Source organism: Photorhabdus aballayi, from assembly GCF_026153155.1.
Lineage (GTDB): Bacteria > Pseudomonadota > Gammaproteobacteria > Enterobacterales > Enterobacteriaceae > Photorhabdus > Photorhabdus luminescens.
In genome coordinates this window covers 89,879-106,242 of sequence record NZ_JAPFCD010000012.1, presented here as the reverse complement: position 1 = coordinate 106,242, position 16,364 = coordinate 89,879, and the positions used below count along the sequence as shown (strand labels likewise).

Below are 16,364 nucleotides of genomic sequence, written 5' to 3'. Positions count from 1 at the left end.
ACCCAATAAAAAGGATCGTCAAAAGAAATAAGAGGTATATATGCACAGCCAAATTAATTCGTTACCCCAATATATGTCAGCGATCAGTATCATTAAACCCGGAGGACCGGAGAAATTGCATCTGGTCCAAGTTCCACTGCCACGGCCAGGAAAAGGCTATTTGTTGGTAAAAGTAGCTGCGGCAGGTGTTAATCGGCCTGATATATTTCAGAGAATGGGTTCTTATCCACCACCACCTGATGCATCGCCATTACCGGGTTTGGAGATTGCAGGAGAGGTGGTTGCCAAAGGTGAAGGTTGTGAACGCTGGAATCTTGGCGATAAAGTTTGTGCCCTTGTTGCCGGAGGCGGTTACGCTGAGTATTGCCTGGTGCATGATTCCGTTGCTTTACCCATCTATGGCTTGGATTTTGTTCAGGCAGCCGCATTGCCAGAAAACTTTTTTACCGTCTGGGCTAACGTTTTTCAGACCGGTAAGTTGAAACAAGGAGAAACCTTGCTGATTCATGGTGGTACTTCTGGGATAGGCAGTGTCACTATTATGTTAGCAAAAGCCTTTGGCGCTAAAGTCATTACTACCGTCGGCTCTGATGAGAAAGCTAAAGTTGCACACAGTTTAGGTGCCGACTTTGTTATTAATTACCGTAAAGAAGATTTCGTTGATCGGGTATTGAAAATCACTGGTAATCATGGGGTTGATATAGTCGTTGATTTAATCGGTGGTGATTATGTCAATAAAAACTATAAGGTTGCTGCTAAATTCGGGAGAATTATTCAGATCGGTATGATGAAAGGAAACCCGGAAAATCTTAATCTGATGCCCTTAATGCTAAAACGTCTGACCCATACAGGTTCTACATTGCGTTCTCGCAGTGTAGAGGAAAAAGCTGAAATAGCCAGGGAGTTGGAAAAACACGTTTGGTCATTATTGAAATCAGGAAAAGTCAGTCCATTAATTTGTAAAGTATTTGATCTGAAAGATGCCGCTGATGCACATCGAATGATGGAAGCCGGTGATGTTATCGGCAAGGTTATGCTGGTAAATGTATCATCTTAATAGTACTTCTGTTTAAATCAGGGCTATTTTAACTTGTAGCCCTGCATTCCATCTACTAACCATTTCACGTTAAAATAAATCCTTATAATTAATAAGCCTAATCACTGATAAATCATCATTTCCCTCTATTTTTTGATCTGTTTTTATTCGTTATTTGCCCTCGCGCACAAAATCAGAATTTATATTTAACGTCATTGTTAATATTTTAACAAATATGGTCTATATCTATTAACAAATGCTCATTTATAGATATGTTAATGACTAATCTATCTCACCTGATAGATTTTTCTTAATGTCTAAAAAAATGAGGTATGACCAGCTATCAGTAGGTTAGGTGGCATATAATTTTCTGTCTACCCATCAGAGAATGATAGTGATTTCATTAACAAATAAAGAATTTCATAATCTCTCTGTTGCTGACAGCCGTTTTTGTTAGTTGAAAGGGTATATGATTATGACCAAGCAGTTTACTTCGCACTTAAACATTGATGCGTTGTTTTTAGGCCCTAAATCAGAAAATACGGTTTTTTTCAGAGAAATGATGGAATATGCCGTAAGTGAGCACATGCACTGGCGCTCTGATTTTCACCCAGAAGATCCCGCCTTAGTCACCTCGGTTGATCGTTATGCACCTGATTATAGAGAAACACTTTATCGGACAGAGGGTATTCTGAACCAGCTATCCGCCAAACTGAAAAACACCTCTATTCCCTGGTTTTCCCCTCGCTATATGGGGCATATGAATGCCGATACCCTGATGGTTTCCAATCTCGCTTATGTCATGGCGATGATGTATAACCCGAACAATTGTGCTCACGAGTCATCACCGACAACAACGGAGCTAGAAATTGAAGCCGGGTTGGATCTATGCAGGATGTTTGGTTATGACCCTCGCCGAGCTTGGGGACATATTACATCAGGAGGAACTGTCGCCAATTATGAAGGGCTATGGGTTGCGCGTAATTTAAAAACCATGCCTCTTGCCATTGCACAACACCCACAATCCAGCGATCTGGTCGCAAATAAATCAGAACAACAACTGTTGAATATGTCGCCATCAGATATTCTGGATTTGACGGACGAACTAAAAAAACGTGGCATTTTCGAAGAAGTTCGTGAACTTTCCTGCCGTGGCGTCGGGATAAAGCAGGGGATGTTTGGCAAGGTCCTGGTTCCACAGTCGAAACATTATTCATGGATGAAAGCAATGGATATTCTAGGCATTGGTCAACAGCATATCGTGCCATTGCCAGTCGATGCGAATTATCGTACCGATGTTGAAAAAATGCGTGAAATTACATTCGATTTGATAGAGCAGGGGGAGCCTATTCTGGCGATGGTAACCGTAGTTGGAACTACGGAAGTAGGAGCCATTGACCGAGTTGATGAAGTTATTGCGTTGCGCAAAGAGTGTGAAGAGCGTTATGGCGTCTCATTTTATGTGCATATCGATGCTGCTTATGCAGGTTATGCCAGCGCGATGTTCCTCAATGAACGGGGAGAATTCATGGAATATGATGAACTTATCCATCGTTATCGTGAATTGGCAATCATTCCCGAAGATATTATTTGGCCTAAACCTGAAATTTACCAAAGCTTCCGGGCCATGTGTCAGGCTGATTCAATCACCGTCGATCCTCACAAAGTTGGATTTATTCAATACGCCGCCGGTGCGGTATGTATGAAAGATAAACGTATTGTTGACCTAATTTCTTACCGTGCAGCTTATGTTTTTGAAGATGTTGATACTCAACCAGAACAAGCCGTTGACCGGCATGTCGTACTCGGCGCTTCTATTATGGAGGGATCTAAAGCCGGAGCTATCGCCGCGGCAATTTGGGCCGCACACCGATTGGTTCCACTTAATATCAGCGGCTACGGAAAAGTGATTGCTGCCGGTATTGTAACGGCTAATTGGATGATTAAAAAACTTTTAACCACAGAACCATTGGTTGTTGGCAAACGCCGGTTTGAAATTCATACCATGCCGGCTCCTGATTTCCATATGGTCAATTTTACTTTTAAAGAGCAAGGAAATAACAACTTAAGTCACCACAACCGTCTTAATAAACGGATGTACGAGCTTTGTTCATATACCTCTGGACGCAGTTATACCAATGATTTTTTGACTTCTTCCACCTCCCTTGGTTATAGAGAGTATGGCGATACGCCTTGGTATTACGTTGAAAGTTGCGGTTTTGAACAACAAGAATGGCAGAAAGTCCACAGTTTATATGTCCTACGTGCTGCTGTGATGACTCATTGTTTACGTAATGCTGACGATTTTGACGAGTATTGGGAAAGGCTCCAGAAAATTTTTATCCACAAGCTGACTCAGATTGTCGATGAAGAAGAAAAAAAGAAAGTAGCCTGATTTCCTAATATTAAATATTTGTTGTTGATTCGAAGGGAAAAAAACGTGAAGAACCGTACTTTTGGCAGTACTTTTATTATAGCCGGAACAACCATCGGCGCTGGTATGTTAGCCATGCCATTAGCTACTGCCGGTGTAGGATTTGGTGTAAGTTTGATCATGTTGGTTGGCTTGTGGGTTTTGATGAGTTACACCGCATTGCTACTGGTTGAAGCTTATCAATATGAGTCTCCTGATACAGGATTAGGGACACTTGCTCAACGTTATCTTGGCAGCGGCGGCAAAATGTTAGCCGGTTTCAGCATGATGTTTCTGATGTATGCGTTAACATCAGCCTATATTAGCGGCGCCGGGGAATTACTGACAGTCAGCCTCAATAAATGGCTTAATTTGTCCCTTCCTGCTTCCGTGGGCGTTATCCTGTTTACCGTGATTGGTGGAGGAATTGTTTGCATTGGCACCAGTTCAGTCGATATGGTTAACCGAGTTATTTTCAGTGCAAAAATTATTTTCCTGGTATTGATGTTGGGGCTGATGATGCCGCATGTCCAGCATATTAATCTACTGACATTACCATTAGAACAAGGGTTAATATTATCTTCAATCCCTGTGATATTCACATCGTTTGGTTTTCACGGTAGTGTTCCCAGTATTGTGAAATATATGGATGGCGATATACGTCGACTCCGTTGGGTATTTATTATCGGCAGTGCAATTCCGCTAATTGCTTATATTTTCTGGCAATTGGCGACATTAGGAAGTATCCATTCCAACACATTTGTCGATATCTTAGCTGAAAATGCAGGATTGAATGGCTTATTACACAGTATTCGTGAAGTTGTCGCTTCACCGAAAACTGAACTTTCAGTACAAATGTTTGCCAACCTGGCTCTCGCAACCTCATTCCTCGGCGTCACACTTGGCCTATTTGATTTTCTGGGTGATCTGTTTAAACGCAAAGATAATTTAGCCGGGCGTATGCAAACGGGTTTGTTAACTTTCGTGCCACCATTGATTTTCGCGCTATTTTACCCAAAAGGATTTGTGATGGCGTTGGGATATGCCGCCGTCGCGCTGTCAATTTTAGCGTTAGTATTGCCTAGCCTTCTGGCCTATAAATCCCGTCAGCAAAATGAGCGTCGATATCGGGTACCTGGCGGTAAACCTGTACTATTGCTGGTATTTGCCTGCGGTATTGCAGTAATAGCAATCCAAATTGGCATAGTGAGCGGAATGTTGCCGGAAGTAGGGTGAATACTGGGTTATCGAAGATAGTTCTTCTTTGACCTTATACCCTATGGATTTCAAGATGCATCGCGACGGCAAGGGAGCGAATCCCCGGAAGCATAGAGAACTATGTGACTGGGGTGAGTGAGCGCAGCCAACAAAGAGGCAACTTAAAAGATAACGGGTATAAAGGGGATTCTCTGACAGACTGCTATATAAACTATCTGCATAGCATAATAGACCTATTAGTGGAGGCAATTATGAATCATACCCGTTACGAAACTGATGTGGTCGCTTGGGCAAATGAGCAGGCGGCGTTATTACGTGCCGGTAAATTCTCTGAGATTGATATAACCAATATTGCTGAGGAGATTGAAGACGTAGGCAAGAGTGAACAGCGTGAGTTGGCTAGCAGCATGGCAGTATTAATTGCTCACTTATTAAAATGGCAATACCAGTCAAGCCATAGAGGAACAAGTTGGGAGAAAACAATTAAAGCGCAAAGAAAAGAGATTCTTTATGGTTTAAAAGAATCGCCGAGCTTAAAGACAAAGTTAAATGATTCAGACTGGGTTGATGTTGTCTGGTCTAAAGCCGTTGCCTCAGCAATGAATGAAACCGGTTTGGACGTATTTCCTGATGTATGCATTTGGAGTATGTCTCATATCTTGTCTTCTGAGTTTTATCCTGATTAACCTGAGTTCTGGTTAAGCCGTCACTAATATGTCCATTTCTGAGCGGGAGATATTCAGTGACGGTTTGTTCTCTTTGAAACAATAGAGACGTGAACATAGTGGTGCCTCCTGCTTCGATTTATAACTCCAAATATGCATATCCCCGTCATGCTAAATTCATTTTCCGGAGCGACAATGGCTGGAATCGTTACTGACCGTGCATTCTGACTATGAAAATACCCAGAAAAAATCACTCCCTAACATCCACAATGGCTACCTAAAATTACCTAACAGTCGAGCGTAGAATCGTCAATAACAATACCGCGCTATCGTTAAACTCAACTAGTGGTACGCCAGCTCGAAAACCTGTCATTGTTGCGGTTATAAAATGCCAGAAATGCCCTGAATGTGGTGTTGAACATGATAGAAATATCAACACAGCATTAAAGTCAAACAACAGGGCATAGACGAATTAAAGGCGGCAAGACTTGCCATTTCTGCCCACAGAGGAGAGGCTTGTGTCAGACTCATCAAGTACGAGCAACAAGGAAGCTTCGCCCGATAGGTAGGACGGGGAGTAGTCACATGTCAATAAATCAAGCAAGCCTGACCGGATTGATTTATTCAGGTTCAATCTATATGATTAATAATGATTCAAACCGAATCGTTATTAATCAAAGGTATCTATATGAATAATCAAACAAAAGTTTTGACAGCTCATGTTCCGTGTCTTCTTGCCGAAAGAGTTGATCAACTCGCGGAACGGCTGGAGCGTTCACGCAACTGGATCATAAAACAGGCGATTACTGCATGGGTTTCTCAAGAAGAAGAGCGCGAAAGACTGACTCGTGAAGCTCTTGCTGACGTGGATGCCGGCAACATAGTTGATCACCAGGTAGTACTGAAGTGGGCTGAAAGTCTAGATACTGACAAGCCTCTACGAGTGCCTAGCTGATGGATCTGAAGTGGACAAGCAAGGCGCTTTCAGATTTGGAGCGCTTATATGAATTCATGGCCCCAATAAACAAACAAGCCTCTGCTCAAGTAGTTCAATCACTGACCAAAGCCCCGGCAGTCTTATTGACGAATCCACGCCTGGGCGAACAGCTTTATGCGTTCGATCCACGAGAAGTCAGGCGGTTGCTTGTTGGTGGCTATGAAATGCGTTACGAGATTCAAGGTTCAATCATATACATACTACGTCTTTGGCATACCCGCGAAGATAGATAATTCTATGAAAACATTAGCTAAGTCACATAAGGAACAAGCCGGGAAAGAACAATTAAAGGATAAGCACTTTAAAAACAAAATAGAGAAAAATTAAAAGTTATGATAACTATCTCTGCTAACCCTACAAAAAACTAATATTAATTATAAGGAGTTAAATCATGGCGAAAGAATTATTTACTGCCACAGTAAAATCTGTAGCTGGATTGAAAGTTGAATGTACCTCAAGAGATTTCTCCTTTTATTTGGATGAACCACGTAATTTAGGCGGCACTGATCAGGGGATGAATCCAGTTGAAGCTTTACTCTGTTCCCTTGGGGCCTGTAAATGTATCGTAGCAAAGGCTTTTGCTAAACTGCACAAAATTAACTTAATTGATATTCACGTTGATCTGGAAGGGGAGCTTGATACTGATGGTTTCACTGGTAGAAATAAACAAGCGAAATTAGGCTTCTCTAAAATAGTGACAAAATTTCATATTAAAGCTGATAATAGTGAAGAAGAAATTCATGCCTTTGTCGACTTTATTAATAAAACCTGTCCGGTTCACGATACCATCGAGAATGCACCAAGTTTTGTCACTGAAATATATTGTGAATAAAATAGGTGTTGTGCCGAAATAATTTCTAAAAGAAAATGTTGTTTACATTAATCTAAAAAATCCTCTACGGTGAAGTAGAGGATTTTATTATAAAGTTAAGTAAATCAATGTTTATCTATCTTTTATCCCATTGATAAAAACATAAGAAATAATGACTATTGTTTAATAACGTAAACTGTAGTGATATTACAACTTACGTTTTCTATACCAACTTTAATATTTAAACCTTTTGCGTAAGCTTGACTTAATAGCCTATTAACGTTTTCAGCGCTTGATCCTGACCAAATATAACCTGGCCTTCCACAGTTACCCGCTAAACTTCCGCTAAATGTATAAAAATAATGTGCAGGATTATCCCAATCAGCTTTAATTTCTGCGACTTTAACAATGCCGCTATTTGTTTCCGCTGAAAATGCAGGGGCACTAATCATACCAATGAGAATAAATAACACAGATATCAATTTTTTCATGTTCTACTCCTAGTTAATAATAAAGAAAATTTGACGCATTTGAAGTGTAAATTATGAAAATAATCTTTGCACCAACTTCATGTCAATATAAAAGGTGTTCTGTCTGATAAATAATGTCTGGATGTTTTTGTGCTAGAAATTAATGCTATGTTTTTATGATAATGATCTTTTTATAGAGAATAAGATAGCAATAATAATATATACCCTTCATCTTTCAAGCTGCTGCTTTGTTGGCTGCTTTCACTCACCCCAGTCACATAGTTATCTATGCTCCTGGGGATTCGTTCACTTGCCGCCTCGCTGCAACTCGAAATCTATTAGGTATAAATCGTATTATTCAAATTAATAAAAAATCCTCCACAATAAAGTAGAGGATTTTATTGTTAAACTAAGATGTTTAATAACTCAATATTACGTTGTGGATCTATTTGCCTCTTCTGCTAATTTATCAGTCACTTCTTTGGCAAACTGATTACCACCATCTAGTGCGGTATAATGCAAATGAATAATAATATCCTTTAATTTCCAACTACCATCCCATCATTAATATTCAGCCCAACGCATAACTGATTAACGGTTAATGCATCCTCTCCTTCGGTAGCAGCCGAATCAAATTCACTGTTATCCAGATTAAGTACGGATGCTGAGGAAGCTCGTTTTGACAACCCTTGCGCATTGAACAGTCGATCAAAGAAGGAGAGATGATTATCCAGCGCATAAGGCGTGATTTCATTGATAAGTGCAGAAAATTGTTCAGCACTCACCTGATATTCTCGATGAAAATGTAAAAATACGCCTAATGCACGTAATGTAGATTCAGAGATAGTAAAATTCTGCTGCTTTTCAGCCTGCCGAGCTGCTACCAATAATTGGTCAAGTTGTTCAAAGGTCAGTTTCGATACCCGTTGAATATGCAGAAAACGCTGAATACGGTCAAAGCGATCATTGTTAATTCCCTTAATCCAAACCACTTGTTCTCCAGTTTCTTTATCTGTGATTTTTTCCAGATAATAGCGCTGGATCGGTACCCGCGTTGATAAATGATGCACCGTAATTGGCTCCAGAAGGAAATGGTTGTCCGGTATTTGCAGGTTTAGCCACATTTGCAGAGAAAGTCACTGAACTGTGCGTCAGGTTATTGTCGGTCAAACCATTAGTTGCTAGCAGGCGTTCAACATCTTGGGAATTCAGACCTGTTTGTTGGGTGAATACCGTGAGCTGAGATAATGCCGATGCTGCCTTAGTAGCATCGCCAGAGATGCCATAATATTTAGCAAAGAAATCTTGCTGATTACCTTGGGAAGCTTCAAGCAGTAATTCCTGTAGTTTGGGCGCCAGAGAATTGCTGACCATCATGGCATTCTGTAATGAAGGCAGATGTAGATTATTATCGATAAAATTAGGAAACGCGCGATCAACTTGTTGGATAAGCTCTAACAATGGGATCTTCTTTTTCTCCAGTACAGCGGTTGTTTGATGGAGAGGGAAGTGAAATGGCAGTGAAAAAGGATAATGAATTTTTGCCAGTGTATCGGTTAAAGGTTGGTTATTGCTTAAATGAGCCTGCGCTTTTTGCGCTAAAACTTCGATGATAAGTGGTAATATGCTACTAATTTGGTTGGTGTTTTTACTATCGAGTAAGAGTTTTTCAATATCTGGTCGCCGTTGGCTAAGCAGTCTGGCGCCTTTTTTATCAGCGACATCTTCAAAAATTAGCGCTTGTTGGTACAAGTCAACCAAATAAGCCAAAGGCCCATCATTAGCTTCAGGTGAACCGGGAAAACAGTAAAGATCTTTATTGTCGTTAAAGAGCGTTTGATAACTAGGACGTTTATCTAATAACTGAGTAGAATTAATATCATTTACCATAATTTTGTTCCTTAAAATAGAAAAAGAAATTTAGATACATTGATATTTCTGTTTTCATAATATAACGAGTTGTTATATTATGCGCCGTCAACGCGATTACACTATGGCTTTAAAAGTAACGATGGCCATCCTCAAAATATAGTTGTGTTATAATTCTCTTGAGAATTTTATTAATGATTTTCAATTCAATTATAGGATAGCATTAAAGATTTTATTTTTAATTTTGCGATGGTTTTATTATATAATTAATTTTTACTATTCATGAATAAATAATTTTTCAAAGTTGCATTTACGGAATAGTCGATCACTTTAAGAGAATGCTATCTAATTTTTGCGATCTGAAAATTGAAAATTTGTTAGATAATCTCAAGCGCCAATATCGCCATGCCAAAATACTCAGCTTAACCTTTTGTTTTTTGCAGGTTTATTCACCTTGTCTGAATGAAACAGAACACCTGTAGTAATTTTCACATGAAACTGTAACATGTAACCATTATTATTAGTTTATAAAGTATGGGATTTAATAAAGAAAGTTTTTGACAGTCACCTCCGTTAATAACTTTATTAAATTAAAAGTATATGTTTACCGCGTATCCTATTACACTATTAGATAACTAATATACCCGTTATCTTTCAAGTCGCCTCTTTGTTGGCTGCACTCGCTCACCCCGGTCACATAGTTATCTATGCGCCCGGGAATTCTCTCCCTTGCCGTCGCGATGCATCTTGAAATCTATAAGGTATATACAGGTAGTTAACATAGATATTGTTATTCTAGTAAAGGTCTCGTCGATATATGAATAAATCATTATGCAATTCAGAGTCAAGATTAAAATCTTATTTATCCATAGGAGATATAGGGATATCTGATAATCTTTTAGAAATACTTAAAAACAGTTGTGGTAGTTACCCATCACCAGTAAAAAAGTTCATAGAACTGCTTAGATATATTCAAAATAATCATATTCATATAGCATCATTTAAGGAGTTAGTCGCTCTTCATGAGCTTGTAGCCCCACATGATCCTGCTGTAGTTTCTATGATGTCAATTCATTTTAATTTAACCATAGGTACTATCGCGAACTTAGGAGCGCAAACGCCCTATGTGGAAGATCTCTACCAAAAACTTTGTTCAGGTCGTGCTATTGGAGTCTATCTGGCGACTGAACTGGCTCATGGGAATGATCTAATAGCAATCGAAACACAGGCTAATTATCTGCCGGAAAAAGGCGTATTTATATTGAATTCACCCGGTCCCAATGCATATAAATTTATGCCTAATACCACACTTTGTGAACTACCAAAAGTAGCTATAGTTTTAGCCCAGTTAAATGTATCAGGAAAGAAATATGGTATTTTCCCTTTTATTTTCCCGCTATCCGTTAATGGTAAATTAACTCCTGGCGTTAAAATTACTCCACTTGGTGATAAGCCAGGATTTTATTTAGATAACGCAATCACTTCATTTGATAATGTTGAAATTCCTTTTGAAGGACTCCTTGCCGGCAATATGATAACGCTGACCAGAGATGGTAAAATATCATTGCATATTAAAGAATTAAGAGAAAGATTCTCATTAATTACAGATAAAATACATTCAGGTAAGTTATGCATGGCAGTAATCTCAGTTGCAGCAGCCAAATCAGCTCTTCATATAACCAGCACATATGGAAATAAACGAAAAACATTCGGTTATTCAGGTGCCATGCCAATAATTAATTATTCTCATTTCAAAGAGGGTATTGCCTGGGATACTCTGAGTACGATTATTCATGCGTTATATTTAAAAGAATTAACAAGAAAAGTTTCAATTATATTATCAGAATCAGTTAAAAACTTTAAATTTAAAGACGAACTGCTTATTGAAATCATTACCGCTAAGTCCCTATGCACATGGCGCACACAAGAAATATTAATCAATTGTCGTGAACGCTGCGGTGCACAGGGCTTATTTACGCTTAACAAGATATCTCCTTATTTAATATCTAATTTTGGTGCGATTACTTCAGAAGGGGACAATCTTGTGTTATCACTAAAAGCTGGCGGAATGATTATTGCCAATAAAACAAAAAACACCCATAAAATATCTGTCCAATATGAATTATTTTCCATTTTGAATGATTATATGAACTTCTTATATAGAAAACTAAGCATATTCATGGCGAGTGACAATAAAAAAACAAATCTTAATATGCTTAATAAGCATAGTGGAGACTTTCTAGAACTAAGCCAGACATATGCAGTTTTATCCGTGGTGACGACAACTATTGATACGTATCATCATACTGATGATGATTTTGATATGATCATCGAAGGTTATCTCCTCGACTGGGTTCATCGTACTATGAGCAACCTTCTGAGAAGTGAAATGATTAACTTACAGCAATCTCAAAAAGTAGAGGAGAGACGCATCGAATATATACGTAATCATGCAGACAGAATAAATGATTATATTTCTAGTTTTGACATGGATAAGGCTGGAATTGAAACACCAATATCAAGTAATGATTATATCTCCTGGTATGCAGATAATCATCATCAAATAAAAATTAATTAATCATAAAACAGTCTAAATACAAGACATTGTCGTGAATATATAGAAAATTTCGGTGACCAGCTAAAAGGTCACCGTTAATTAAATGACAATTACTTATACCCTATGGATTTCAAGTTGCATCGCGACGGCAAGGGAACGAATCCCCGGGAGCATAGATAACTATGTGACCGGGGTGAGTGAGTGCAGCCAACAAAGAGGCAGCTTGAAAGATAACGGGGATATATTATTTTTATTTTAATGCAACAATATACTGTAATAATCGTGGAAAAAATCGATTAAGGTATACACCGATGATTTCCCTATTACCTCCGGGATATATCTCTCTTTTCTCGCTAATGATTGCTTTAACAATTTTTCTGGCGCATAAATCGACTGATATGCCGTGTTCCAGTTCACTATCAATGCGTTGATAAGGCTCGCCATTTCCAGTGAGAGATCTGATAGTAATATCAGTATTAATAAAACCGGGGCAAACAAGCGTAACATTGATATTGTCTTTCGTATGTTCAGCACGCAGAGACTCAAAAAAACCATGTAATGCATTCTTCGATGCTGCATAACCAGAGCGATTCGGAGTACCAAACTTACCTGCCACACTGGAGAGAACAACAAAATGTCCGCTCTTTTTCTCAATCATCGAAGGGAGTAGGGTTAATGCTATGTTGACAATAGATAAAAAATTTAAATTCATCAATTTGTCATAGACAAAAAGCTGTGTGTCTGTGATTAAAGACCGCTGACTGACGCCAGCAGTAAAAATGATACAGTCAATATTCCCCATCAGTTGAAGCACTTTATGCACCGCTTCTTTTGCTTCGTCATGATGTGTAATGTCGAAAGGGATAACATTTTCCTCTGGAAGATTAATTTCCGTCGCCAATTTTTTCAATAAATCTTCTTTCCGGCTAGAAATGACCAAATTTGTCGTATAAGCGTCAAGTTCCTTAACTAAGGCATGCCCAATTCCCATCGATGCACCAATGACCCAGATGTTTTTTCCTGCCAAATTCATTTTATACTCCCTCATCATCAGCCAGACACCGCCAAACACCATTAACACCCTTCACAGGTCTGATAGTAATACCTGCTTTTAGTTCCGGATATCCCTGATAACTTGTTTCGAAAAATCCTCTTTTACAAAACTCACCGATAATAATCGGTAAAACCATGCGAGCATAATTCATACCCAGACATATCCTAGGACCGGCGCCAAAAGGAATAAAAGTACGGTTAAGTTTATGGCTGTATAATTCGCCTAGCCAGCGCATAGGGATAAAGTCGTCAGCTTTTTCCCAATAATCTGGATGTCTCTGCAAACAATAAGGGGAAACAACCACCATTTTTCCTGCGGCGATCTTATATTCACCGATAGTGACATCTTCTTTAGCCGTCCGGGAAAAAGACCATACCGGAGGCAGAAGACGCATACTTTCATTAATAACCGCATTGGTATATTTTAATCCGAAAATATCATTGGTCTTTTCCAATACCGCTTGTGTATATTCATCTTTAATAATTTTATGCCAGCGTTTATAGCGGGAAATGAAATAAAATGTCCAGGTGGCTGCGGATGCAATCGTTTCGTAAGACGTTAGAAAAAAGGTAAGTAATTGATTCTTTATCTCATCATGATCGGTTTCATTTTCCAAGATCATATTTAACAGGCAGTCTTTCCCACTATGATTGTCATGATTTTTAATCATTTCAATGATTTGTTTATCAAGTACGGATTTTTCCTTCCTGAATTTTAATGCAGGAAATGTAGGGATGTTAGGCGGCAGTTTAATAATCGCTTCAAGACGTTTAATGACATAATCAGAAGCATTTTCAAGCGCTATTGAAACACTGTGCCTGTTGATATCACTACTACTTTGTCCAAAGAGCGTTTTCAAGGCAATATTCATGGAAAGATCAAGCATATCTTTGAATATGTCACGTCGATGCCCATCTAAAATAGTATTATCAGAAAAGTTCGTGACGATATCTTTTATCGGAGCGATCAACGTGTTTAAACTGGATATAGTAAAAGCATGCCTGGCATTATCGCGTTGTTTTTTCCACACTTCACCTTCTGTCGTGACCATTCCCTGACCAAGCAATAACTCTAATTCGCGATAACTGGGGCTTTTAACAAAAAAATCTATCCTTTTTGCTAATATTTCTGCTACCCAGTCTGGGTTGTTAATGAAAATTATACTCTCTGGACCCATTTTTATGGTGCAAATATCCCCATACTCCCTTGCTGCATTAAGGAATAGTGATAAAGCATCCGATTTATAATCCAGTATTGAACCAAGTAAAGGTAAACCTTTTACTTCCTTAATCTCTTTATAGTTCACTCTTTTGCACTCCTTTTATATTTTATCAAAAGTTACCGATAATAAGAAAAGGCTTATGGATACCCGTTTGTTCTGCTTTCCTGCACTGATAATCGAAGTCGTAATATGCATGTTGCATTCGCTGAACGGTAGAATAACCATGAATGTTGAAAGAGGTGTTGATTAACGCTGCATAGCCAGTTTCATTTTCAACTTTCTGTAGCACTTTGATATCAACGTCTGATTTAACCACAAGCGGCCTGCCAGTGGTTCTGCCATCATGCATTTTATGCATCACCCCCTGATATTTTTCTTCAGGTATATTATCGTTATAACTTAGTGCAATAATCATGCCATGAAGGGAGCCTGTTACTCTGTTTACTTCTTTAATATTAAAGAGAACCGGTAAATTCTCTTCTCTTAATACCGGGGCCATTGGCATATGATCATCCCGGCCATTAAGAAGGTTAATTTCTTGCTTCAACTCATCAGTCGGTAAACATAGCGTGGAATTTGACATAAGTGCTCTGGGACCTAATTCCCCCCAGTTTTTTACTGTATTGACAATATATCCCTTACTCACATAGTGGGCTGTATTTTCAATAAAATCAGCTTGATTATCTGTATAAATGATATTCTTTGCATACTTACCGTTATACGGCAACGATAAATCACGTTTTAGCAATAATAGATTTATACTTCTATGGGATAATGTATTATCAAGAATAACAGCGCCTGTCAGTGCATGTACAATATCACCAGCAAGGGGAGAGCAGCAGATATCTCCCTTTATGCTGTTCAGTAAAACATTATTGAGTTTGACATTGAAATGAACGCCACCGCCAACAATCAGGTTTTCCACTTTTTCACTAGCAATGAGTTTTACCAAGTAAGTTTCTAAAAACTTGTTAGCAATATAGGAAGAAATAACACGGATCTCATATTGACTTAATCCATTTAAATATCGCAACAACCACAACGGCATTCTCACATGCTTCACGGCCATTTCCTGCATATATTTAACAGAAAAGCCATGTGAAAAATGCTGATGTTCGCTTTTTTCTAACAGAATTTCTGACGGAGATTTCTTTATCCCCAATAGGGTAACAGGCTTACGAGAACTGCTCCATTCAAGCTGGATTTTATTACGTTCGTGGTAATACGCCTTATTTTTAGAAAAGTTTTCATCATTAACGCCGGGTAGGAAAGATTTGATATCACTTCTAATCGCTGACATTAAACCATATTTCTTATTTGACATAAAACCATCGGATAATTTTATTATAATCCGATTGAGTTTATTAAGTTTATTATCGTCTAACAGGCGTGTTATTTCTGTTTCGTAACCAAGTGACTTATATTCGTCTTTTAACGGCGAAAAACCTGTATCGGCGTTGCAGACTACACGGGCAAATAATATTCCGCATGAGAGATCTGCTGCGGAAATTCTTTTCACCCGCTGTAATGTCTTTATGCAATCTGCCAATGCTTTGTTTTTATCGATTATCACGGTATAAAGAGTTGTCGATTCATAATCATCTCCCGTACCATCAGTAATCAATATATGGTATTTTTTAGGTAGGCTGTTTTCTTTATGATGTTCCCAGGCTTCAATGATGCCATTTATCGCATGGGTAGCATGATGGTTTATTTTCAATTCATACAGCTTTACTCTTTTTATGAATTTTTCAAATATTTCTCTATCGTTGCCACATAAAGCCTTTATCGTATGGTTATAATCAACCTCGCCAAGAAAATTAATGACATTCAATTCATCAACGTCATATTTCATCAATTTCAATATTGTGTGGATGGGGACATATTCTCCACCTTTTGAGCGACTCTCTTTTTCATCTTCAATGGCAAACATATCATCGGCATTATTCCATATGACCGCTGAAGCATTATGCCCTAAAAAGAGACAGGCGTTCTTATAATGCTCTCTTTTTTTCATCATCGTGCTCATTATTGGTTTCCATTATATCGAAA

The 16,364-nt window shown here is 38.6% G+C and carries 14 protein-coding genes and 1 pseudogene; 9 read left to right on the top strand and 6 right to left on the bottom strand.

The window, feature by feature from the left end; translation table 11 throughout:
- The first annotated feature begins 40 nt into the window (after positions 1–40).
- From OO184_RS08985 to OO184_RS08950, 8 genes and pseudogenes are all read left to right on the top strand, one after another.
- The gene (locus OO184_RS08985; protein ID WP_265378878.1) at positions 41–1,057 is read left to right on the top strand and encodes an NAD(P)H-quinone oxidoreductase; all 1,017 of its coding nucleotides are present in this window, start codon (positions 41–43) and stop codon (positions 1,055–1,057) included.
- 454 nt (positions 1,058–1,511) lie between these two features.
- Positions 1,512–3,431 (top strand): pyridoxal phosphate-dependent decarboxylase family protein, encoded by a 1,920-nt coding sequence (locus tag OO184_RS08980; RefSeq protein ID WP_376712547.1) that lies wholly within the window; start codon positions 1,512–1,514, stop codon positions 3,429–3,431.
- 45 nt (positions 3,432–3,476) lie between these two features.
- Positions 3,477–4,685: a tyrosine transporter TyrP gene (gene tyrP, locus OO184_RS08975; protein ID WP_265378876.1), complete on the top strand. Its 1,209-nt coding sequence runs from the start codon at positions 3,477–3,479 to the stop codon at positions 4,683–4,685.
- 233 nt (positions 4,686–4,918) lie between these two features.
- Positions 4,919–5,353, top strand: a complete 435-nt coding sequence (locus tag OO184_RS08970; protein WP_265378875.1) for a DUF29 domain-containing protein — start codon at positions 4,919–4,921, stop codon at positions 5,351–5,353.
- A gap of 325 nt (positions 5,354–5,678) precedes the next feature.
- Positions 5,679–5,897 (top strand): annotated as a pseudogene (locus tag OO184_RS08965) (zinc ribbon domain-containing protein); the annotation flags it as partial.
- A 123-nt stretch (positions 5,898–6,020) separates the two neighbouring features.
- A complete protein-coding gene (locus OO184_RS08960) occupies positions 6,021–6,287 on the top strand; it encodes a CopG family ribbon-helix-helix protein (RefSeq protein WP_265378874.1) in 267 nt (88 codons plus the stop codon).
- Entirely contained in the window at positions 6,287–6,562 is a 276-nt protein-coding gene (locus tag OO184_RS08955; protein WP_265378873.1) for a type II toxin-antitoxin system RelE/ParE family toxin, read from the top strand. Before OO184_RS08960 ends, OO184_RS08955 begins: the two co-directional genes overlap by 1 nt.
- A 158-nt stretch (positions 6,563–6,720) precedes the next feature.
- Entirely contained in the window at positions 6,721–7,161 is a 441-nt protein-coding gene (locus OO184_RS08950) for an OsmC family protein (protein WP_049581534.1), read from the top strand.
- Between the two features lie 155 nt (positions 7,162–7,316).
- Here OO184_RS08950 and OO184_RS08945 read toward each other — a convergent pair whose 3' ends face one another.
- From OO184_RS08945 to OO184_RS08935, 3 genes are all read right to left on the bottom strand, one after another.
- Positions 7,317–7,631, bottom strand: coding sequence for a hypothetical protein (locus OO184_RS08945; RefSeq protein WP_265378872.1), 315 nt, complete (start codon positions 7,629–7,631; stop codon positions 7,317–7,319).
- Between the two features lie 518 nt (positions 7,632–8,149).
- The gene (locus OO184_RS08940) at positions 8,150–8,602 is read right to left on the bottom strand and encodes a hypothetical protein (protein ID WP_265378871.1); all 453 of its coding nucleotides are present in this window, start codon (positions 8,600–8,602) and stop codon (positions 8,150–8,152) included.
- A 16-nt stretch (positions 8,603–8,618) separates the two neighbouring features.
- Entirely contained in the window at positions 8,619–9,500 is an 882-nt protein-coding gene (locus tag OO184_RS08935; protein WP_265378870.1) for a Tc toxin subunit A, read from the bottom strand.
- A 796-nt stretch (positions 9,501–10,296) separates the two neighbouring features.
- On the opposite strand from OO184_RS08935, the gene OO184_RS08930 reads away from it, so the two are divergent.
- A complete protein-coding gene (locus OO184_RS08930; RefSeq protein ID WP_265378869.1) occupies positions 10,297–12,057 on the top strand; it encodes an acyl-CoA dehydrogenase family protein in 1,761 nt (586 codons plus the stop codon).
- Between the two features lie 229 nt (positions 12,058–12,286).
- On the opposite strand, the gene OO184_RS08925 is transcribed toward OO184_RS08930, so the two are convergent.
- Genes OO184_RS08925 through OO184_RS08915 form a run of 3 tightly spaced genes read right to left on the bottom strand, consistent with a single transcriptional unit; the run spans position 12,287 to position 16,341 of the window.
- Positions 12,287–13,069 (bottom strand): SDR family NAD(P)-dependent oxidoreductase, encoded by a 783-nt coding sequence (locus OO184_RS08925; protein ID WP_265378868.1) that lies wholly within the window; start codon positions 13,067–13,069, stop codon positions 12,287–12,289.
- A gap of 1 nt (position 13,070) precedes the next feature.
- The gene (locus OO184_RS08920) at positions 13,071–14,396 is read right to left on the bottom strand and encodes a cytochrome P450 (RefSeq protein ID WP_265378867.1); all 1,326 of its coding nucleotides are present in this window, start codon (positions 14,394–14,396) and stop codon (positions 13,071–13,073) included.
- Positions 14,397–14,421: 25 nt separating this feature from the next.
- Positions 14,422–16,341, bottom strand: a complete 1,920-nt coding sequence (locus tag OO184_RS08915) for a carbamoyltransferase C-terminal domain-containing protein (protein ID WP_265378866.1) — start codon at positions 16,339–16,341, stop codon at positions 14,422–14,424.
- Positions 16,342–16,364 lie beyond the last annotated feature (23 nt).

Bases quoted from the DNA above. Each gene is read 5' to 3' on its own strand.
- OO184_RS08985 (WP_265378878.1), top strand. From the start codon at position 41: ATGCACAGCCAAATTAATTCGTTACCCCAATATATGTCAGCGATCAGT.
- OO184_RS08980 (WP_376712547.1), top strand. From the start codon at position 1,512: ATGACCAAGCAGTTTACTTCGCACTTAAACATTGATGCGTTGTTTTTA.
- OO184_RS08970 (WP_265378875.1), top strand. From the start codon at position 4,919: ATGAATCATACCCGTTACGAAACTGATGTGGTCGCTTGGGCAAATGAG.
- OO184_RS08960 (WP_265378874.1), top strand. From the start codon at position 6,021: ATGAATAATCAAACAAAAGTTTTGACAGCTCATGTTCCGTGTCTTCTT.
- OO184_RS08955 (WP_265378873.1), top strand. From the start codon at position 6,287: ATGGATCTGAAGTGGACAAGCAAGGCGCTTTCAGATTTGGAGCGCTTA.
- OO184_RS08950 (WP_049581534.1), top strand. From the start codon at position 6,721: ATGGCGAAAGAATTATTTACTGCCACAGTAAAATCTGTAGCTGGATTG.
- OO184_RS08945 (WP_265378872.1), bottom strand. From the start codon at position 7,631: ATGAAAAAATTGATATCTGTGTTATTTATTCTCATTGGTATGATTAGT.
- OO184_RS08935 (WP_265378870.1), bottom strand. From the start codon at position 9,500: ATGGTAAATGATATTAATTCTACTCAGTTATTAGATAAACGTCCTAGT.
- OO184_RS08930 (WP_265378869.1), top strand. From the start codon at position 10,297: ATGAATAAATCATTATGCAATTCAGAGTCAAGATTAAAATCTTATTTA.
- OO184_RS08925 (WP_265378868.1), bottom strand. From the start codon at position 13,069: ATGAATTTGGCAGGAAAAAACATCTGGGTCATTGGTGCATCGATGGGA.
- OO184_RS08915 (WP_265378866.1), bottom strand. From the start codon at position 16,341: ATGAGCACGATGATGAAAAAAAGAGAGCATTATAAGAACGCCTGTCTC.